Source organism: Collinsella tanakaei YIT 12063 (assembly GCF_000225705.1).
In the GTDB taxonomy this organism is placed as follows: Bacteria; Actinomycetota; Coriobacteriia; order Coriobacteriales; family Coriobacteriaceae; genus Collinsella; species Collinsella tanakaei.
Genome location: NZ_JH126469.1, coordinates 313,252 through 329,711, shown reverse-complemented (window position 1 = coordinate 329,711; position 16,460 = coordinate 313,252). Strand labels below are relative to the sequence as shown.

The 16,460-nt window shown below is 62.2% G+C and carries 24 protein-coding genes; all 24 read left to right on the top strand.

Annotated elements, in window-relative coordinates; all coding sequences use genetic code 11:
* Position 1 precedes the first annotated feature (1 nt).
* The 24 genes from HMPREF9452_RS06555 (at position 2) to HMPREF9452_RS06435 (ending at position 16,458) form a co-directional block, all read left to right on the top strand.
* Complete coding sequence (locus tag HMPREF9452_RS06555; RefSeq protein ID WP_009141344.1) at positions 2–1,192, top strand: VG15 protein; 1,191 nt, start codon at positions 2–4, stop codon at positions 1,190–1,192.
* Positions 1,182–1,412, top strand: a complete 231-nt coding sequence (locus tag HMPREF9452_RS06550) for a hypothetical protein (RefSeq protein WP_009141343.1) — start codon at positions 1,182–1,184, stop codon at positions 1,410–1,412. The genes HMPREF9452_RS06555 and HMPREF9452_RS06550 overlap by 11 nt, the downstream gene beginning before the upstream one ends.
* Position 1,413: 1 nt before the next feature.
* Positions 1,414–1,788 carry a DUF2513 domain-containing protein gene (locus HMPREF9452_RS06545; RefSeq protein ID WP_009141342.1) on the top strand — a complete coding sequence of 125 codons (375 nt, stop codon included), beginning with the start codon at positions 1,414–1,416 and terminating at the stop codon, positions 1,786–1,788.
* A 114-nt stretch (positions 1,789–1,902) separates the two neighbouring features.
* A complete protein-coding gene (locus HMPREF9452_RS06540) occupies positions 1,903–2,133 on the top strand; it encodes a hypothetical protein (protein ID WP_009141341.1) in 231 nt (76 codons plus the stop codon).
* A gap of 35 nt (positions 2,134–2,168) precedes the next feature.
* Positions 2,169–2,387 carry a hypothetical protein gene (locus HMPREF9452_RS06535; protein ID WP_009141340.1) on the top strand — a complete coding sequence of 73 codons (219 nt, stop codon included), beginning with the start codon at positions 2,169–2,171 and terminating at the stop codon, positions 2,385–2,387.
* Between the two features lie 247 nt (positions 2,388–2,634).
* Positions 2,635–3,135 carry a hypothetical protein gene (locus HMPREF9452_RS11365; RefSeq protein WP_050797638.1) on the top strand — a complete coding sequence of 167 codons (501 nt, stop codon included), beginning with the start codon at positions 2,635–2,637 and terminating at the stop codon, positions 3,133–3,135.
* A gap of 23 nt (positions 3,136–3,158) precedes the next feature.
* On the top strand, positions 3,159–4,055 hold the full coding sequence (locus tag HMPREF9452_RS11360) for a phage major capsid protein (RefSeq protein ID WP_009141338.1): 897 nt from the start codon (positions 3,159–3,161) through the stop codon (positions 4,053–4,055).
* A 4-nt stretch (positions 4,056–4,059) separates the two neighbouring features.
* Entirely contained in the window at positions 4,060–4,359 is a 300-nt protein-coding gene (locus HMPREF9452_RS06520) for a hypothetical protein (RefSeq protein WP_040362489.1), read from the top strand.
* Positions 4,360–4,773, top strand: a complete 414-nt coding sequence (locus HMPREF9452_RS11355) for a Gp19/Gp15/Gp42 family protein (protein WP_009141336.1) — start codon at positions 4,360–4,362, stop codon at positions 4,771–4,773. It abuts the gene before it with no gap.
* A complete protein-coding gene (locus tag HMPREF9452_RS06510; protein WP_198003585.1) occupies positions 4,770–5,105 on the top strand; it encodes a hypothetical protein in 336 nt (111 codons plus the stop codon). The genes HMPREF9452_RS11355 and HMPREF9452_RS06510 overlap by 4 nt, the downstream gene beginning before the upstream one ends.
* Positions 5,095–5,361 carry a hypothetical protein gene (locus HMPREF9452_RS06505; RefSeq protein WP_009141334.1) on the top strand — a complete coding sequence of 89 codons (267 nt, stop codon included), beginning with the start codon at positions 5,095–5,097 and terminating at the stop codon, positions 5,359–5,361. Before HMPREF9452_RS06510 ends, HMPREF9452_RS06505 begins: the two co-directional genes overlap by 11 nt.
* 8 nt (positions 5,362–5,369) lie before the next feature.
* Entirely contained in the window at positions 5,370–5,714 is a 345-nt protein-coding gene (locus HMPREF9452_RS06500; RefSeq protein ID WP_009141333.1) for a hypothetical protein, read from the top strand.
* Between the two features lie 10 nt (positions 5,715–5,724).
* Positions 5,725–6,306, top strand: a complete 582-nt coding sequence (locus HMPREF9452_RS11350) for a phage tail tube protein (RefSeq protein WP_009141332.1) — start codon at positions 5,725–5,727, stop codon at positions 6,304–6,306.
* Positions 6,306–6,563, top strand: a complete 258-nt coding sequence (locus HMPREF9452_RS06490) for a hypothetical protein (RefSeq protein ID WP_009141331.1) — start codon at positions 6,306–6,308, stop codon at positions 6,561–6,563. The genes HMPREF9452_RS11350 and HMPREF9452_RS06490 overlap by 1 nt, the downstream gene beginning before the upstream one ends.
* Before the next feature lie 2 nt (positions 6,564–6,565).
* Positions 6,566–6,952 carry a DUF5361 domain-containing protein gene (locus tag HMPREF9452_RS06485; protein WP_009141330.1) on the top strand — a complete coding sequence of 129 codons (387 nt, stop codon included), beginning with the start codon at positions 6,566–6,568 and terminating at the stop codon, positions 6,950–6,952.
* Positions 6,952–9,384: a tape measure protein gene (locus HMPREF9452_RS11345; RefSeq protein ID WP_009141329.1), complete on the top strand. Its 2,433-nt coding sequence runs from the start codon at positions 6,952–6,954 to the stop codon at positions 9,382–9,384. The genes HMPREF9452_RS06485 and HMPREF9452_RS11345 overlap by 1 nt, the downstream gene beginning before the upstream one ends.
* Positions 9,385–10,836 (top strand): hypothetical protein, encoded by a 1,452-nt coding sequence (locus HMPREF9452_RS06470; RefSeq protein ID WP_009141328.1) that lies wholly within the window; start codon positions 9,385–9,387, stop codon positions 10,834–10,836. It abuts the gene before it with no gap.
* Positions 10,836–11,942: a hypothetical protein gene (locus tag HMPREF9452_RS06465; protein ID WP_009141327.1), complete on the top strand. Its 1,107-nt coding sequence runs from the start codon at positions 10,836–10,838 to the stop codon at positions 11,940–11,942. The genes HMPREF9452_RS06470 and HMPREF9452_RS06465 overlap by 1 nt, the downstream gene beginning before the upstream one ends.
* Before the next feature lies 1 nt (position 11,943).
* Positions 11,944–13,122 (top strand): hypothetical protein, encoded by a 1,179-nt coding sequence (locus tag HMPREF9452_RS06460; protein ID WP_009141326.1) that lies wholly within the window; start codon positions 11,944–11,946, stop codon positions 13,120–13,122.
* On the top strand, positions 13,122–13,376 hold the full coding sequence (locus HMPREF9452_RS06455; RefSeq protein ID WP_009141325.1) for a hypothetical protein: 255 nt from the start codon (positions 13,122–13,124) through the stop codon (positions 13,374–13,376). Before HMPREF9452_RS06460 ends, HMPREF9452_RS06455 begins: the two co-directional genes overlap by 1 nt.
* 2 nt (positions 13,377–13,378) lie before the next feature.
* Complete coding sequence (locus HMPREF9452_RS11340) at positions 13,379–14,620, top strand: collagen-like protein (RefSeq protein WP_009141324.1); 1,242 nt, start codon at positions 13,379–13,381, stop codon at positions 14,618–14,620.
* A gap of 13 nt (positions 14,621–14,633) precedes the next feature.
* Positions 14,634–15,323, top strand: a complete 690-nt coding sequence (locus tag HMPREF9452_RS11335) for a hypothetical protein (RefSeq protein ID WP_009141323.1) — start codon at positions 14,634–14,636, stop codon at positions 15,321–15,323.
* A gap of 16 nt (positions 15,324–15,339) precedes the next feature.
* Entirely contained in the window at positions 15,340–15,978 is a 639-nt protein-coding gene (locus HMPREF9452_RS11330) for a phage baseplate protein (protein WP_187116503.1), read from the top strand.
* A 12-nt stretch (positions 15,979–15,990) separates the two neighbouring features.
* Positions 15,991–16,458 (top strand): hypothetical protein, encoded by a 468-nt coding sequence (locus tag HMPREF9452_RS06435; RefSeq protein ID WP_009141321.1) that lies wholly within the window; start codon positions 15,991–15,993, stop codon positions 16,456–16,458.
* The last annotated feature ends 2 nt before the right edge of the window (positions 16,459–16,460 follow it).

Sequence of the window (16,460 nt, the reverse complement as noted above, 5' to 3'; positions counted from 1 at the left end):
AATGGCCCAGATCCCGCGCGCCGCCATCGATTACCTCACGAGGCAGATAAGCGCCTGCAGCGCGGACGCGCAGGCGAAGGCGCTCAAACTGCTTGAGAAGATTGACTGGTCGGATGTCGCGGCGGCGAGAGAGGCCGTTGTGGAAGCGGTTAACATCCTTGTAAGGGAATACGGGCTCGCATCCGCCCAGGCGGCGGCAGACTTCTACGACGCGTCCCGCGAGCTTTGCGTTGGCGAGAAGCTGGGCGCCAAGGCGTACACGGCGCACGACCCGAGGGCAACGGAATGGGCGATTCGCGCGTTCGCGTCCAGAATCGTCAAGGACGGCGACGTAGACGGATTCAACAAGGCGGTCTGCTCGCGCATCGGCTACGAGATAAGGCGAGACGCCAACGAGTGCATCGCGGAGAACGGAGCGAAAGACCCGCTCAAGCCCAAGTTCGCCCGAGTCCCGGGCGGCGGCGAGACGTGCGGGTTCTGCCTTATGCTCGCGTCGTTCGGGTACAACTACAACAGCCGCCGGAGCGCATCCCACACGCATGACAACTGCGACTGCCGCATCGTGTGCTCATGGGACGATGACGGCGCGGAGGGCTACGACCCGGACGGCATGTACGAGCGGTACAACAAGGTCTTGGACTCCATAGGCGGCAGAAGCGGCATCCGCGACGAATGGGACGCCCTGCCCGAGGAGGAGCGCGATGCCTACATCGCGAGGCACGGAGGCAAGCAGGGCGAGGCCTTCGACGCGTTCCTGAACAACCGAGTCAGCAGCGAGATAGAAAGACGAGGCGCCGCTTGGTTCAGAACGGGGACACCGGCAGGTGCGGCAGAACGCGACGAGTTCCTGAAAACGGCAACGCTGAAGATCAAGCGGCAAAAGCAACTCAACCATATCGCAGGCACCAGGGAAAGCGCCAAGGTCGCTATGGACAGAGGTATCGCCCCGAGCTGCTTCACAATTGGACTAGATGAGATCCAAGACCTTGTAACCGAGCTATCCGGCACCGGAAAGGCCGAGACAAGCAGAGACGGCAGCTGGTCACGCAAGGAAACAGTCGACGCCGGAAGGGTTATCGGATTCGTCGAAACTGACCATGGTAGAATCGAAACGAGCAGCTTCAAAATCCATTATTCGAATACTGGCACTCACGCCGTGCCGACATACGGGAGGCGAGGAGATGAGGTTTAACGAAGTCACCGCGTCGACAGGTTCTCGAACAAGGGTGACGTGCGCGGATTCAAAGGTATACATAGGCCTATTCACCGGAATCGATTGGGATATAGACACCCCGTCCGGCGTCGATGAGCTATGCCTGTCTCTAGATAACGGAGAGGACCTCTCCATTCCGCTTGAAGACGTTATATCGATAGAAGGATGCTTCCGGAATAAAGAAGAGGCGGCAGATTAACGTGAAGCGAGATCTAGACCTTGTCCGCTGCATCCTCATAAGCGTCGAGAAGTCCGACGGCCCCATCGGCGACGCCATGCTCGCCAAGTGTTGCGAGGACATCAGCAGGCTCGCGTTTCACGTCGAGCTTATGCAGGCCCACGGGCTCCTGACCGCAAGCGTCAAGCGGGACGCGTGCGGAGACCCGTTGTCGCTCGAGGTCGGCGGGCTCACGTGGGAGGGCTACGATTACCTCGATGCTATCCGCTCGCCCCAGGTATGGAACAGGGCGAAAGACGCAATATCCAGGGCCGTCGGCGATACGTCTCTTTCCATCGTGAAGCAGACGTGCACCACCGTTGCAACCGGGCTCATAATGAGCAATCTCGGCTTATAGCAGCGCAATCTAATTGGTGCTCTCATATGGCCCCGCAAGGGGCCTTTTTCATGGCGGACCCGCGCGCGGGAAACGCAGGGCGCCCACGGATCCAATTACGAAGGAGGTCCTTGAATGGCATCGCAATGCACAATCAACGAGTATCGTCCCGAAATCGCCGCCGCCGCCGCGCACGAGATCCACGTCATCGCGGCGTGGATGGACGCGCACGCCGAGGACCTTGCGGCGGACATGGGGAGGATGGTGGTCGCCGAAATGCCCCGCCTGCATATCGACATCGACGTCAATGGCGTATCGAGCGTGTCGACCGATCGCAAGTACTACGTGCCGAGGAAGCGCGCCTAGCTAAAGAAAGACCACGAATACGAAAGGATGGGTAAATGGGCCTGGAAACCAAGAAGATCCTCGTATGCGACCGCTGCGGCGAGTCCGTCGAGGTCGACGGTGACGCCGCGGAGTTCGAGCTGGCGAGGTCCCTCCCCGACTGGATTCGGCTGGAAGGCGGAAGGGCGCTGTGCCCCCGTTGCCGCGAGCGATACGAACTCATCCTCGCACGGCATAGGGTCGAGATCGACGACTACCTGAACGGAAGGCTTTGACAATCCAGCGTTCGGACAAGGAGATAGCGCGATGTCGATCATCCGCAAGATGCTCGCCGGGATAAAGACGACCGAGGTCGATCTCTGACCGGCCCAAGACGGGCCCGAGCGGGCGCCATCAAGCAAAATACGGGAAAACCGCTTGCCGCACGGCGGGCTTTTCATAACGAGCCGTCTCGACCGAGGCGGTTTTTTCATGCCCGCACGGGCAGAACGACGCGCCGCACGGCGCGGGAAAGGGGTCTTTATGACCGCACAGGAAGATCCGCAGACCCAGGAGACGGAGCCGCACGGCGCCGCGGACCCGGAGCCGCAGGCTCCAGGACCGCATACCGACTGGAAGGCGGAAGCGCGGAAATGGGAGCAGCGCGCCAAGGAGAACTCGGCGGCGCGCAAGGAGCTCGACGAGATCAAGCGCGAGCGCATGACCGAGACCGAGCGCATGGCTGCGGAGGCCAAGGACGCCACCGCCCGCGCCGAGGCCGCAGAGGCGGAGCTTGAGCGCATGCGCGCGGACGCCAAGCGAGCATCGGACGCGGCCGAGGTCGCGGCCGAATTCGGCATCCCCGCGAACCTTCTCACGCAGCCCGACCGAGAGGCGATGGTCGAGCAGGCCAAGGCGATCCGCGAGTACGCCGGTGGCGTCCCTGCCGCGCCGGTATTCGGGCGAGACGGCGCCAAGCCGGCGACCAGGCACCGCAAGACCCCTAAGGACGAATTCGACGAATGGTTCGATTCGCAGATCTAGAACACTGAAGAAAGGAAGCCACTATGGCCCTCTCCACCACCAAAATCGACCTCAACCGCTCCAGCACCGGCGTTGCCCTCCCCCAGAGCGTCGCCGCCGAGGTGCTGCAGGGAGTGACGGAGTCCTCCGCGGTTATGCAGCTCTCGCGCCGCATGACCATCCCCGGCCCCGGCGTGGCCCTCGACGTGATCACCGGCGACCCCGAGGCAGCGTGGGTGACCGCCGAGACCGCCGAGCAGAAGGTCGACGCCCCCGAGGTCGGCAACAAGAAGATGATTCCCTTCACCCTGGCGGTCATCGTCCCCTTCTCCAACCAGTTCAAGCGCGATAAGTCCACGCTCTACGACGCGATCGTCGAGCGCATCCCCTCCGCGCTGGGCAAGGCGTACGACAAGACCGTCTTCCACGGCGCCGCCCCCGGCACCGGGTTCGACGTCCTCGCTGACTGCACCGCCGTGGATATCCAGAAAGCCGCCTACGACGGGCTCGTGACCGCCAAGACCAACATCGCCATCGCCGGCGGCGAGGCCAACGGCTTCGTCTTCGCCCCGCAGGCCGAGCCGGTGCTTTTGGGCGCCAAGGACCAAAACGGCCGACCGATCTTCATCGACAACGCCGCCACGCAGGGCAGCGTGTCCGCCATCCTCGGCGTAAACGCCATCAAGCGCCAGGCGGCATACAAGAAGGGCAGCTCCGCCGCGAACGTGATCGGCATCGTCGGAGACTGGAACCAGGCAGTGACCGGCATGGTGAACGACGTGAACGTGGAGATCTCCACCGAGGCGACCATCAACGACGGCAGCAACCAGATCAACCTCTGGCAGCGCGGAATGTTCGCCGTCCGCGCCGAGCTCGAGGTGGGCTTCGTCGTCACCAGCACCGACTACTTCAACCGCCTCACCGACACCTACTCGGGTTAGAGCGATGGTCGAGATGATCGCGCCCTACACGGGCATACACATCGAGGTTCCCGACGAGGCGGCGGAGCGCTACATCGACCGCGGATACGCTCCAGCAGGGCATCTGACGCCGCCGCTTTCCGCCGCCGACCAAGAGGAACCGGAAGAAGAGCAGGAATCCGATGAGCCCGAAGAGACTTCCGTTATCGACGAGGACAGCTCGGTAGCCGAGATCAGGGCGTACGCGATCGAGCACGGTATCGAGCTCCCCAAGCGCGCGAAGCGAGACGAGCTGCTCAAGATTGTACTCGGCGAGGAGGCGTAGATGGAGTCCTTCGCCATGCCGTCCGACTACGAGGCGCGATACGGCGAGGGCATCGAGCACCGCAGGCTCACCGTCCTCCTCGATGACGCCTCGGCCCTCATCGCGTCCGAGTGGCAGAGAAAGACCGGCCATCCGTACGCCAAGGGCGAGCGCCCGGTGTTCGACGACAACGTCGTCGCGGTCTGCTGCGGCATCGTCAACCGGGCTGCCGGATCCCAATGCGACTTCGCGGGGGCGTCCCAGTACACGCAGACGGCGGGCTCGTACTCGGCGTCCGTCACCCTGGCGAACCCGTCGGGAGACATGTACATGACGAGGTCGGAGCGCAGGCGCCTGGGCCTCTCCGGCCCGAGGATCGGAAGCGTATCCCCGTATGCGGAGCCGGCGGAGGACCAGTTGGCGGGAGGCCGATGATGCAGCTATTCAAAGGGGAGACGGTGACCGTCGTCCGGAGGTCGAAAACATACGTCGACGGCTACCCGGAGACGCGGGAGGATGCCGAGACCGTTGAGAACGTCCTCGTCCACCCCGGGGCGACCAGCGACCTGGGCGAGGGCACCCGGACGAACGGCTCATTCGTCGGCTATACGCTCTGCTTCCCGAAAACCTACGAGCGAAGCCTTCGCGGCGCATCGGTCATCATCGACGGGCGCGGGTACGAGGTTATCGGCGACCCGCGCCCGTGCCTGGACAACTGCCCGACCCCATGGAACCGGAACGTGGAGGTGAGCGCCTGTGAGGGTTAAGCTTGCCGGCATCAAGGGAAACCAGAGGGGCATCCAGGCATGCCTGAAATCGAGCGGCGTCGTGGGGGAGCTGAGGCGCCTGGCCGACGCGGCGGCGAGCAAGGCGTGCTCCATGGTAAGCGCCGACGACATGGGCGACCCGTTCATCGCCAAGGTCAAGACCGACGGCGTCACCGCGATCGGCTACGTCGACAGCGCCACGCCGCACGGAGACAGGGCGGAAGCGAAGCGCCACATCCTGCAAAGGTGCCTGTGAGGTGATGGATGTTGGACGTTACCAAGACCGTCATCTCATGGCTCATCGATAACGGGGTCGACGCCTACTGCGAGGTCCCGCCGGACAGGCCGCGCGAGTTCTGCGTCGTGCAGAGGACCGGAGGCGGCAGGACCGGCGTCGTGTGCAGCCCGACCGCGGCCGTCGACTGCTGGGCCGCGACGCAGCTCGAGGCGAACACGCTCGGCGGCAAGGTGGAGCGCCTGCTGGCCGAGATGCCGGATGGCATCGACAACGTCTTCACCTGCGAGATCAATTCATTTTACGAAAACCCAGACCCAGACACAGGCTCACCGCGCGTGAGCCTTTTCTGCGTGCTCCAAACAAATGATTAGGAGGTAGTACATGGCAGAGGTTAAGAACGAGACCAAGAACGTCTCTTCTGCCAAGGGCATCGCCGGCGGTTACTGGTTCACCGCGCCGCTTGGTACCACGTTGCCCACTACGATTGACGGGGCACTTGATACCAAATTCGTCAATCAAGGTTTCTTGTCAGAGGACGGCATCAACTTTTCGGATGAAAAGGATACCGAGGACAAGACCGACCTCAACGGCGAGAAGGTGGACAGCGCCACAACCGAGATCAGCAAGGGCATGACGCTCACCTATCTCGAGGTCAAGAAGAGCGCCCAAGCCGAGCAGTACGGCGAAGCGAACGTAACCGACGCTAACGGCGTCCTTGATGTCAAGGACACCGGCGAGGACTTACCGCACCGCTGCGGCGTGTTCAAGGGCGTTTTGAAGAACGGTCGCAAGATGATGATCGTCGTTCCCGACTGCCAGCTCAGCGAGCTTGGCGATTTGCAGGTCGGCGGCGGCGAGCTGTTCGCGCGCGAATGCACCTACAACCTTTACAAGGACGCGACCCTTGGCTGCTACAAGCGCTTTATCTACGAGTCCACCGAGACCACTGCGAGTGGTGTGTAATGCCTGAGAAGAGGAACATCAAGACCGCCGAGTTCGAAGGCATCGAGTTCGAATACGATGCAGACGCGATCGTGAGTTACAAGCTCACCAAGGCTATCACGAACGTTGAGAAAGACCCCGTGGGCTACTTCGATGCTATGAGCATCATCTTTTGCGGCAAAGATGACGAGTACGCCGAGAAGCTTGGCGGCAGCGCTGCAAAGCTGGTGCAGCTTTACGAAGCCTGCGTTAGGGACAGCACGACCGCAAAAAACTAGCGGTGCTTATCAGGCTTGAGGAAACCGAGCCTGATAAGCTGAGGGCTGATTTTCAGCAGTTCTACAACCTCAATCTTGACGGCATGGGCATCGATTACAGCTATGCCCATGCCGCCTGTCTCGCGGCCAACCTACCACTTGAATCGCGTTGCGCTAAAGCAGATTGCGAACAGCTCCAATGGGGCACAACGGACTACCTACTTGCGAGGGTAGTTGACGGCATTGAATGGATTTGCTGGTCAAAGTCTAAAGAAGCGCAGAAGAAGGGCGCGGAGCCGCCGGAGCCTTTGCAAAGACCGGGCGAGCAATCGGCGGCGCTACGCAAGGCGGAAGCCACGGACAAAGAGTTTGTAGACAGAATTTTAAATATGAATAAGGGGGCTGATTAATGGCAGTTAACCAAGTGGCGAGCGGCACCCTAGTAATCTACCCCAAACTCAGCGAATCTGTTAAAAGCGTCGTATCGAAGGAGCTGGCGGGCGTGAACGCGGCATCCGCTGGCAAGAAGGTCGGAAAGGCATACGGCAGCAACATCGCAGCCGCCGCCGACAAACCGATACAGGGCATAGGGACGAGCCTAAAGTCCGTGCTCGGAGTCGCGAGCGGCATCGCAGCCGCCGTCGGGTTCGGCGGCATCATCAGCGAAGCTGGCGAAGCGGCAGACGCGACGCTCAAGTTCAAGCAGACGCTTGACTTCGCGGACGTCGACGGCAGCCAGATCGAGGCGCTCACGAAGAGCACCAAGAAGTACGCGGACCAAACGGTCTACGACCTCTCCGACATCCAGAACACCACCGCTCAGCTCGCGGCGAACGCGGTTCCGAACTACGACAAGCTGGCGGAAGCCGCGGGAAACCTCAACGCGGTCGCGGGCGGCAACAAGGAGACGTTCAAGAGCGTCGGCATGGTGCTCACCCAGACGGCGGGCGCGGGCAAGCTGACCACGGAGAACTGGAACCAGCTGGCGGACGCGATACCCGGTGCATCCGGCAAGCTCCAAGAAGCCATGCTGAAAAACGGTGCCTACACTGGCAACTTCCGCGATGCTATGGCGAAGGGCGAGATTACAGCCGAGGAGTTCAACCAGGCGATTATGCAGCTCGGTTTCGAGGACGCTGCCGTTGAAGCCGCTAAGTCAACGAAGACGTTCGAGGGCGCGTTCGGGAACCTCAAGGCTACCGTTGTCGGAGGCCTTGGAGAGGCGTTCGCGACGCTGCAGCCATCGCTCACCGGACTCGTCAACATGGCCAATGACGCGCTCGCGCCCGTCCTTGACGGCATGAACACGGCTATTTCAACGTTCGTTAGCGTATGCGAATCGACGGGTGACCCGCTGGCTGGCCTGCAAGCGGCTTTCGAGACGTTCACGCCGGAGGCAAAGGGCGTTGCGACCGCGATCGGCCTGATCGGTACGGCGTTCGCGACCGCGAAGCTCGTCAGCACCGGCGCTAAGGTGGCTGGCGCGTTCAAGACTATCGGCGGCGCGATTTCGAACATCGCTGGCAAGGGTTCCCAAGCCGCTGCCGGCTTGCTCGAAACAGCTGCTGGAGAAACTGCCGCCGGCGCTGCCGGCTCAACGTCTGCAACGCAGATTCTCGCGGCTGCCGCAGCGGTGATCGCGCTTGGAGCCGGCGTTGCCTTGGCATCCGCTGGCTTGTGGCTGCTTGCAAACGCTGCGATACAGATTGTAAACGCTGGCCCCATGGCGGCTGTCGCGCTCACGGCCCTTGTCGGGGCCGTAGCGCTGCTTGCCGTAGGTGCCGCTGCGCTTGCACCGGCCCTGACCGCTGGCGCCGTCGGCATGGCGGCGTTCGGCGCTGCCGTCCTAATGGTCGGCGCCGGCATCATGCTCGCGACCGCTGGCGTGTCGCTGCTCGCGACGCAGCTGCCAACGGTGAGCGCGTACGGCATGAGCGCGGCGGCTGCTTTCGCCGCTGTCGGCGCGGCTGCGCTGGTTCTCGGCCCCGGCTTGATCGTGGCCGGCGCCGGCGCTTTGGTGCTCGCGGCTGGCCTGACGGTGCTGTCGGTCGGATTGATCGCTGTCGGCGCTGGCGTGACCGTTGCGGCGGCGGCGTTCGGGCTTTTTTCCGTTGCCGTCAACGCGATAGCTGGCGGCATAAAGACGTGCGGCAATGGCGTTAAAAACATGGGCAGGTACCTGCCCGCAGTCGGCAGCGCGGCACCTGCGGCGGCGGCTGGAATCGGCGCTTTCGGCGCTGCTTGCGGACTCGCGCAGGGTGCGCTTGACGCTGCCGGCAACAGCGCGAATAACATGGCTGGTTCGCTCAAAACCTCCGCTTCTTCCTCGATGGTTCTCGCAGCCGCAATAAGCGCTCTGCCCGCTGTAGCGAACGCATCCGCAGCGTCCTTCAACCTTCTTGCGACGAGCGCGACCGCCGCCGCATCCAAAGCAACGGCGACGATTGCGAGCGCATGCAGGCGCATGGCATCCGAGGTCGCATCTTGCAGGCTCAGGCTGCCGCGCATACAGGTGGGCGCTCTACCGCACTTCTATATGAGCGGCAAATTCGACGCGAAGAGCGGCAGAGTCCCAAAGGTCGGGGTCAACTGGTACGCGAAGGGCGGCGTTTTCGACGGCGCGTCGATCGTCGGCGTCGGCGAGCGCGGCGCTGAAGCGGTTGTGCCGCTCACGTCTCGTAGGATGCTGCCATTCGCGACCGCCATTGCCGACAGCATCGGCGGCGGCGGCACGGTGACCAACTACTACATCGACAAGCTGCAGTTGACCGCTGGCGATAAGGCCGAAGCCGAGCGCGTTTACAACATCATCAGCGGTTGGGAAAGGCTGGCGAGGGCTTAAATGGGCGTCCAAAACTTTTCCCTTAACATCGGGCCGAACTACTCCACGCAGGGCCGCACGGACGGCATCCTGATACACGAGGACATGGACGGCGGCTACGGCGTCCGAGACATCCGCCTCGTATGGTCAACCGAATTCGGAAACGACTGGAACGAATCGTGGACCATCACGGTCAGCGCGAGGGGCACCATCAAGGGTGCCCCCGCCGGTGCCGGCGCATGGCATGACTACAAGGGCACTTTCATGGCGTCTCAGTGCAACGAGAACAAACCCTACAGCGGTTCGCGCACTTGGTGGAACCACAGCTTAGACATCGACTCTTTCCTGACCGACTTCGCCGGCGGCTCTTGGCTTTTTAGCAGGCGCAGGTACGACAGCATCGACCTACGCGTCACGTGCCAATCGAAATACCGCGCGGGAATGGTTTACGAGGGCAACACGCATAGCGACTTGGCAACGCTCGATTGCTCCATAGGCTACTGTCCCGTGTACAACCTGACGGGCGCGGAGTACACGGCGGACGGCAAGCTGGCCATCACCTACACGACCAACTGGACGCGCACGGATGACCGCTACTACTGCCAGACGCTGAACAGCGTCAGCGGAGGCGCTTGCACCGTGGACGGTCAGCCGCTCTTCAACCAGGCCCCGACCGGCACGGTGACCGCCAACGGTCGAATCGAGATTGACGATAGCTACCTGACGCAGCACGTCATAGGCAAGAGCATCTACCTCAACATCGCTCTCAACGCGGTCTACCGCCCTATAGCGATGGAGTTCGCGAGCATGTCCGGCACGGTCACCGTGAAGGACGAGCGCAAGTGCTCCACGCCAAAGCTGACCGTCACGGGGCAGGGCGAGGAAATCAGCATCAAGGTAAGCGACACCAATGACAAGGAAGTTTCCTTCGAGTACGCCGTTGTGAAGATGGTCGATAGCGAGTACAGCAACGACACCATCACCGTATCCAACGGCGGCACGGCGGTTTTCCGCAGCGCACCGTTCGGTAAGACGCTCTACTTCGAAGCCATAGGCTACACGGCTGCCGGCGCTGTCTCAGGCGTCTCCAATCGCGTGTCCGCTTATTCGAGCGGGCGAAATGACGCGATCATCGTGAGCACCGAAAGCGCGAGCGTTGCGCTAACCAAGTTCTTGAGCGGAAGCGATCGCGGCGTATCCATATCAGCCGAGCCTGTCGCGGACGTGGTCAAGATCGCTGGCAAGTCTAGGCAGTCAGCCTATTACGGCAAGGGCAGGACTGCCAAGCTGTCGCTTTCGGCTGTCATCGAGCCAGACGAGTACGACGTGCTGCTCGCGATGTGCGAGCAAGGAGATATGACGCTGCGCGACCCGCTGGGTCATCGCTACAAGATAGTGCCCAGCGTTGACATCACATCCAAAACGCCGGAGCTGTATACGGTCGATATAAGCGGTAGCGAGGTGGGCGGCTGATGGGCATGAACTGGGCTGCATCTGGCAGGCGGGACGATTACGGCTTTTATCTTGTAGACCCCGTGAGCCTTGTCGAGACCGGCGAGACCGTGGACGTGGTGGAGGGCGGCACGATCACCTTCGCCACGTCTGCGGACAACCGCGTGACGGCGAGCCTGGGGCTGCACAACGCATCGACCGACCGCATGATCAGGATTAAGCACACGATCACGTTGCCCGGCGGATACCAGCACGGCGAGACGCTGGCAACGCTTTTCGTGGACGGCGAGAGCGCGCAAGCCCAGTACCACCACTCCACGCGCGACGTGTCGCTCTATTCGTCATTGCTCAGAGCGACAGCGGACGTGTGCGCGAGGGACTTTGCAAGGCCGGCTGGCACCAACATCATCGGCGAGATACGCGATTTGTTGGAGACGGACGGCGGCAAGCTGCGGGTGCTGCAAGGCGTTGACGCCAACAGGACGCACACGGTCCCCGTCTGGTGGGAGGTCGGCACCAAGCGCAGCAAGGTGCTTGACGATCTGGCCATGTGGACTGGTTGCGAGTACGGCGTGGACGAGGACGGCTACATAACGTGGGGCAGGTACATAGACCCCATCAACAGACCGCTCGCCTACGTGTTCGAGGACGGCGAGAACTGCGTCTACAAGTCGGGCTACCAGCTCGATTACGGCGCGGACGATACCTACAACCGCGTTGTCGCGCATTTCGCGCGGCAAAGCAAGCAAGACGACCCGTCCAAGGATAACTACGACCCGTACCCGCTCAGCGATTCCGTTTACGTTGACCTACCAGCAACGCATCCATACAGCTACGAGCGGCTTGGCAGGCGCAAGGCGTATGACCTCAAGGTGAGCGACCCGTGCGACCACGCATCTCTCACCGCGATGGCTCAGCGCAAGCTAAACGAGGTGTCGAGCAGCGAGCCGATTCTAGTAATAGAGCACGTATCCGTGCCGGGATTGCGCGAGGGCAATCTTGTGCAGTACATCAACTCGACCGACCCGCAGATGGTTCCGCTCTACAGCGTTTACGCGATAGTGGAGGAGATACAGATGGAGCTTGGGCGCGGTTGCATGTGCAAGACGAAATTGAGGTGCCTGTAAAATGATTAGCACCGAATTAGACCTTGCTAAGAAGCTCTTCAGCTTCGCGGGCATGGGCAGCGCCGTGAGCGGCGATGATGCAACATCCGTGAGAATCGGCACCGTCACGCAGGTCAACGCCGATGGCTCCATCTCCGTTCGTCTCGCCGACACCGGCGAGACGGTCTACCTGCGCACCTCGACGCCCGTCAAGGTCGGCGATACGGTCAGTATCATCAAGCAGGGCGGCGTCTACGTCGTCTACGCGCTTGACGCGCTGTCCGAGCAAATCAGCAAGCAGGAGCAGGAGCTGATCGACTTCGCGGGCGCGCTGGGCGATTTGGGTACGCAAATCGATGGCAAGGTGGAGACGCATTTCTACTCTTACACGCCGACAACCGGCAACATCCCCGCGAGCCAATGGAGCGCGGACGAGAAGCAAGCCCACGCTGGCGACCTTTTTTACAACACCAGCAACGGCTACGTCTACCGCTGGACCGGCAGCGCGTGGCAGCAGATAACCGACAGCCGGATACAGGACGCGCTCAACGCGGCGAGCAGGGCCGAGGACACGGCAGACAGCAAGCGGCGCGTGTTCACGTCTCAGCCCACAGGCCCCTATGACCGCGGCGACCTTTGGGTCAACGTCTCCAACCCCGGCGCTCTTAAAGTCTGCAAGACCGCCGAGAGCAGGGCGGGCGCGTTCTACGCGAGCGACTGGGTCCTCGCAACTAGCTACACGGACGACACGACCGTCAACGAGTTGATCAAGTCGTTTTCGATGACGCAGGAGAGGGCGTACGTAAGCATCACGAGGGGCAACAGCGCGCAACCGACGACCGGAACGGCCTATTGGTGGTCTTTCAAGCCGTCAAATGCCAGGAACGCGCCGACGGTGGCGTACTGCTCGATTCCGCTCGCCAACGTCGCGACACCGAAATACTTCGGCGGCATGGGCGAGTGGACGCTTTCGGACTGGTCTTGGACGGTCAGGTGGCCATCGACGTTCGACAACATCACGTACAGCAACCTGCCAATCGTGATCATGGGAGCATCGGGCTTCGGCGAATGGTGCTTCTCCACGTCCTACAACCGCGACACTGACGGAATCGGCCCCATCGTGGTCACGCGCCCGTACAAGGTCGGCGGCACCATCCCATCGGTGCGAATCGAGATAATGGCTGTTGAAAGGCGCTTGTGATGGATGAATCTGAATTTGACGAAGACGGCAGGCCCTATTACACGTACGTTGACGCGCCGGAGCCGACCGTATGCGACAAGCTGAACGAGGCCATGGCCGAGTTGGCGGCAACGGACTACTACGCGCTCAAATTCATCGACGGCGAGCTGACCGCCGAGGAATACGCGACCATCCGCGAGAGACGGGCGCGGCTCAGGGAGCGCGTGAGGGAGCTTGAAGCGGAGCAGGCGGCTTATATGGATGGAGGTGATTAAACATGCTGATACACACGGCAACGGTGCGCGACCGCGCGATAACGTGGGACGAGCGCGAGGTAGTGCAGCACGGACTTAATTCCGACACCATCCGCGTTGACGCTGACAGCGAGTTTACAAGCTGCGATACGCTAGCGCTCATACTGTGCAACGCGAGCAATCCCAAGCCTATGCGCTACATGGTAGACGAGACGCTTACCGTCCGCATCCCGTCCGCGCTCATGGAGCAAGCGGGAGCGCTCAGCGTGTGCCTAATCGGCTACGTTGGCGGTGCCGTCCGCATCGTGACAAAACAAGAACGAATGCCGTTGGTGGTTGTCAAGTCAGGCGAGACAGGCAGCATTGACCCGAGCGATGACAATCCCGACTTGTGGGGTCAGCTTCTCGCGGCTGAAGCCGCGCGTGTCGAAGCGGAAAACGGACGCGAAGCAGCCGAAGCCCTGCGCGTTGCGGCTGAGACGGCGCGTGCCGCAGCCGAAACAGAGCGCGAGAAAGACAGCGCGGCGGCTGTCAAGTCGGCGAACAGTGCGGCGGGTGCCGCGAGCAAGGCGGCTGAGAAAGCCAAGGATGACACGGACGCAGCCATTGCGAAGGCAGACGCAGCCGAGCAAGCGCGAGCTGGCGCGGAGACGCAGCGCGTGGAAGCCGAGAACGGGCGAGATTCGTCCGAGAATTTGCGAATTCAAGCCGAGAATTTGCGCGTTTCGCACGAAAACGAGCGTCAAAATGCCGAAACGGCGCGTTTGAGAGCTGAAGCCGCGCGAGTTGAAGCGGAAAACAAGCGACAACAGGACACGTCTACCGCGATCGGCAACGCCAACAAAGCGACCAGCGCGGCGAATAGCGCGGCATCAACAGCAACCAGCGCGGCGGCAACTGCTGAGCAAAAGGGCACCGCCGCGCAGAAAATCGCCGACAATATCAAGGCTGCGGCGGAACGCGGGGACTTCAACGGCGCGACCGGCCCCGCTGGCCCCGCTGGCCCCGCTGGCGAAACCGGCCCGCAAGGCCCCAAGGGAGACACGGGCGCTCAAGGCGAGCAAGGCCCCCAAGGCATCCAAGGCCCCAAAGGAGAGCGCGGCGAGACGGGAGCCACGGGCGCGACCGGCCCCGCTGGCCCCGCTGGCCCCGCTGGCGAAACCGGCCCGCAAGGCCCCAAGGGCGATAAGGGAGACCGTGGCGAACCCGGCACGTCCAACGTGGACAAGATAACCAACGCTGAGATTGAAGATATCTGTAAATAGAAAGGGGCCGAGAATGGCAACCAACTTCCTAGACAAGGACGGGCTTATCCACTTCTGGGCGAAGATAAAAGAGAAGTTCGTCCGGAAGGAGCTAAAGACGGGTTCGGAGGACACCTACAAGGTGCTTTCGGACAACAACCTGACGGACGCGCTGGTGGAGAAGATCAACAACGCTGGTTCTTCCAGCTTCAGTGGAGATTATTCTGCGCTTACGGGCAAGCCGTCCATCGAGGGGCACGAGGTCGCGACCGGTAACCAGACGGCGGCGTCGCTCGGGCTTGAGACGCCCGGCGGCGCGCAGGCCAAGGCGGACGCCGCCAAGACCGCTGCCGTCGCTGCGGTGAAGACGCTCGGCTACCAGACCTCCACTCAGGTGGAGTCCGCAATCACCGCCAAGGGCTACGCGACCGCGGACAGCGTTGACAGCAAGGTCAACGCCGCTAAAGCCGAGTTGCAGGGCAAGATCACCGAAGCTGTATCGTCCGCGCTGACCTACAAGGGCGTCAAGGCCACCAAGGCCGAGCTGCCGGTCGAGGGCAACAAGACGGGCGATATGTGGCACGTGACCGCAGACGCCAACGAGTACGCTTGGGACGGCACCAAATGGGAACCCATGGGCGGAGCGGTAGACCTGAGCGGCTATATGAAGAAGACCGACATGGTGGCGCTCACGAACGGCGAGATCGACAACGTGACGGTGTAGGCCTATGGCGAAGTACTTGGATGACGTAGGACTCGCCCACCTGTGGGGCAAGATCAAGGATTACGTTTCCTCGCAATCTCAGGCGGCATCCCCGCTCGATGCCTACCCTGTCGGCGCTATCTACCTCAGCATGTCCGCGACAAGCCCGCAGGCGCTTTTCGGCGGCACGTGGACTAAGCTCGAGGGCCGCTTCCTCATGTGCTCCGACTCCTCCTACGCGGCGGGCACCACAGGCGGCAGCAACGACGCCGTGGTGGTGTCCCACACCCACAGCGGCGAGAGCGACACGGACGGCAGCCACACGCACAGCATCAGCGGCGGCGGCCACAGCCACAGCGGCTCGACGTCGAGCGCGGGCAGCCACACGCACGGCACTTCCCAGAGCGGCTATTCGTTCGTCACGACCAACGGAACCTTCAAGTACGGCTCAGGCGGCGCGTCAGCTCCTGCGCCGTCATCGAAGGTCACGAACACCGCAGGTTCTGGCGTCCACACCCACAGCGTGACGGTCAACGCGTCCGGCAGCCACAGCCACACCATGTCGAGCGCGGGCGGCCACTACCACAACCTGACCATCGACAGCGCGGGACAGAGCGGCACGGACAAGAACATGCCGAAGTACATCACCGTCAACGCGTGGCAGCGTACGGCGTAAGGAGAAGAGAACATGAAGCTGAACGGCATCACCTGCAATTGGTATGACGTCACGGGCAAGGACTCTGTGGAGTTCGGGCTTGAGACGGATTTCAACGGCGCTATCGCCCTTGACGGCAAGAAGCTTGTGACCACCTACGATGACGGCACAACGCAGGTTGCCGTCTTCGATGGTTACGCGCTCGTGGGAATCATCGCGGACAAGGACGGCGGCGTCAAGGCGAGCTTCGCGCGGGAGCTGCCCGATTCCACGGCGCAGGCCATCAGGGGCGCGGAGGAGTCCGCTCGCGCGGCCCTCGAGCAGGCAGCGCAGGCCGTAGCCGGCGGCGCTTCCACCGCCATCGCCGTGGCGGAACTCGGGGCCACGGCGGACGGCATCAAGGCGGCTGGTGACGAGACGGCTCTTGCAGCTGGCGAACTCGGAGTTAAGGTAGCCGAATTGGAGCAGCGGCTGGCTGCTCTAGAGACTGTTAAGGAGTAGGA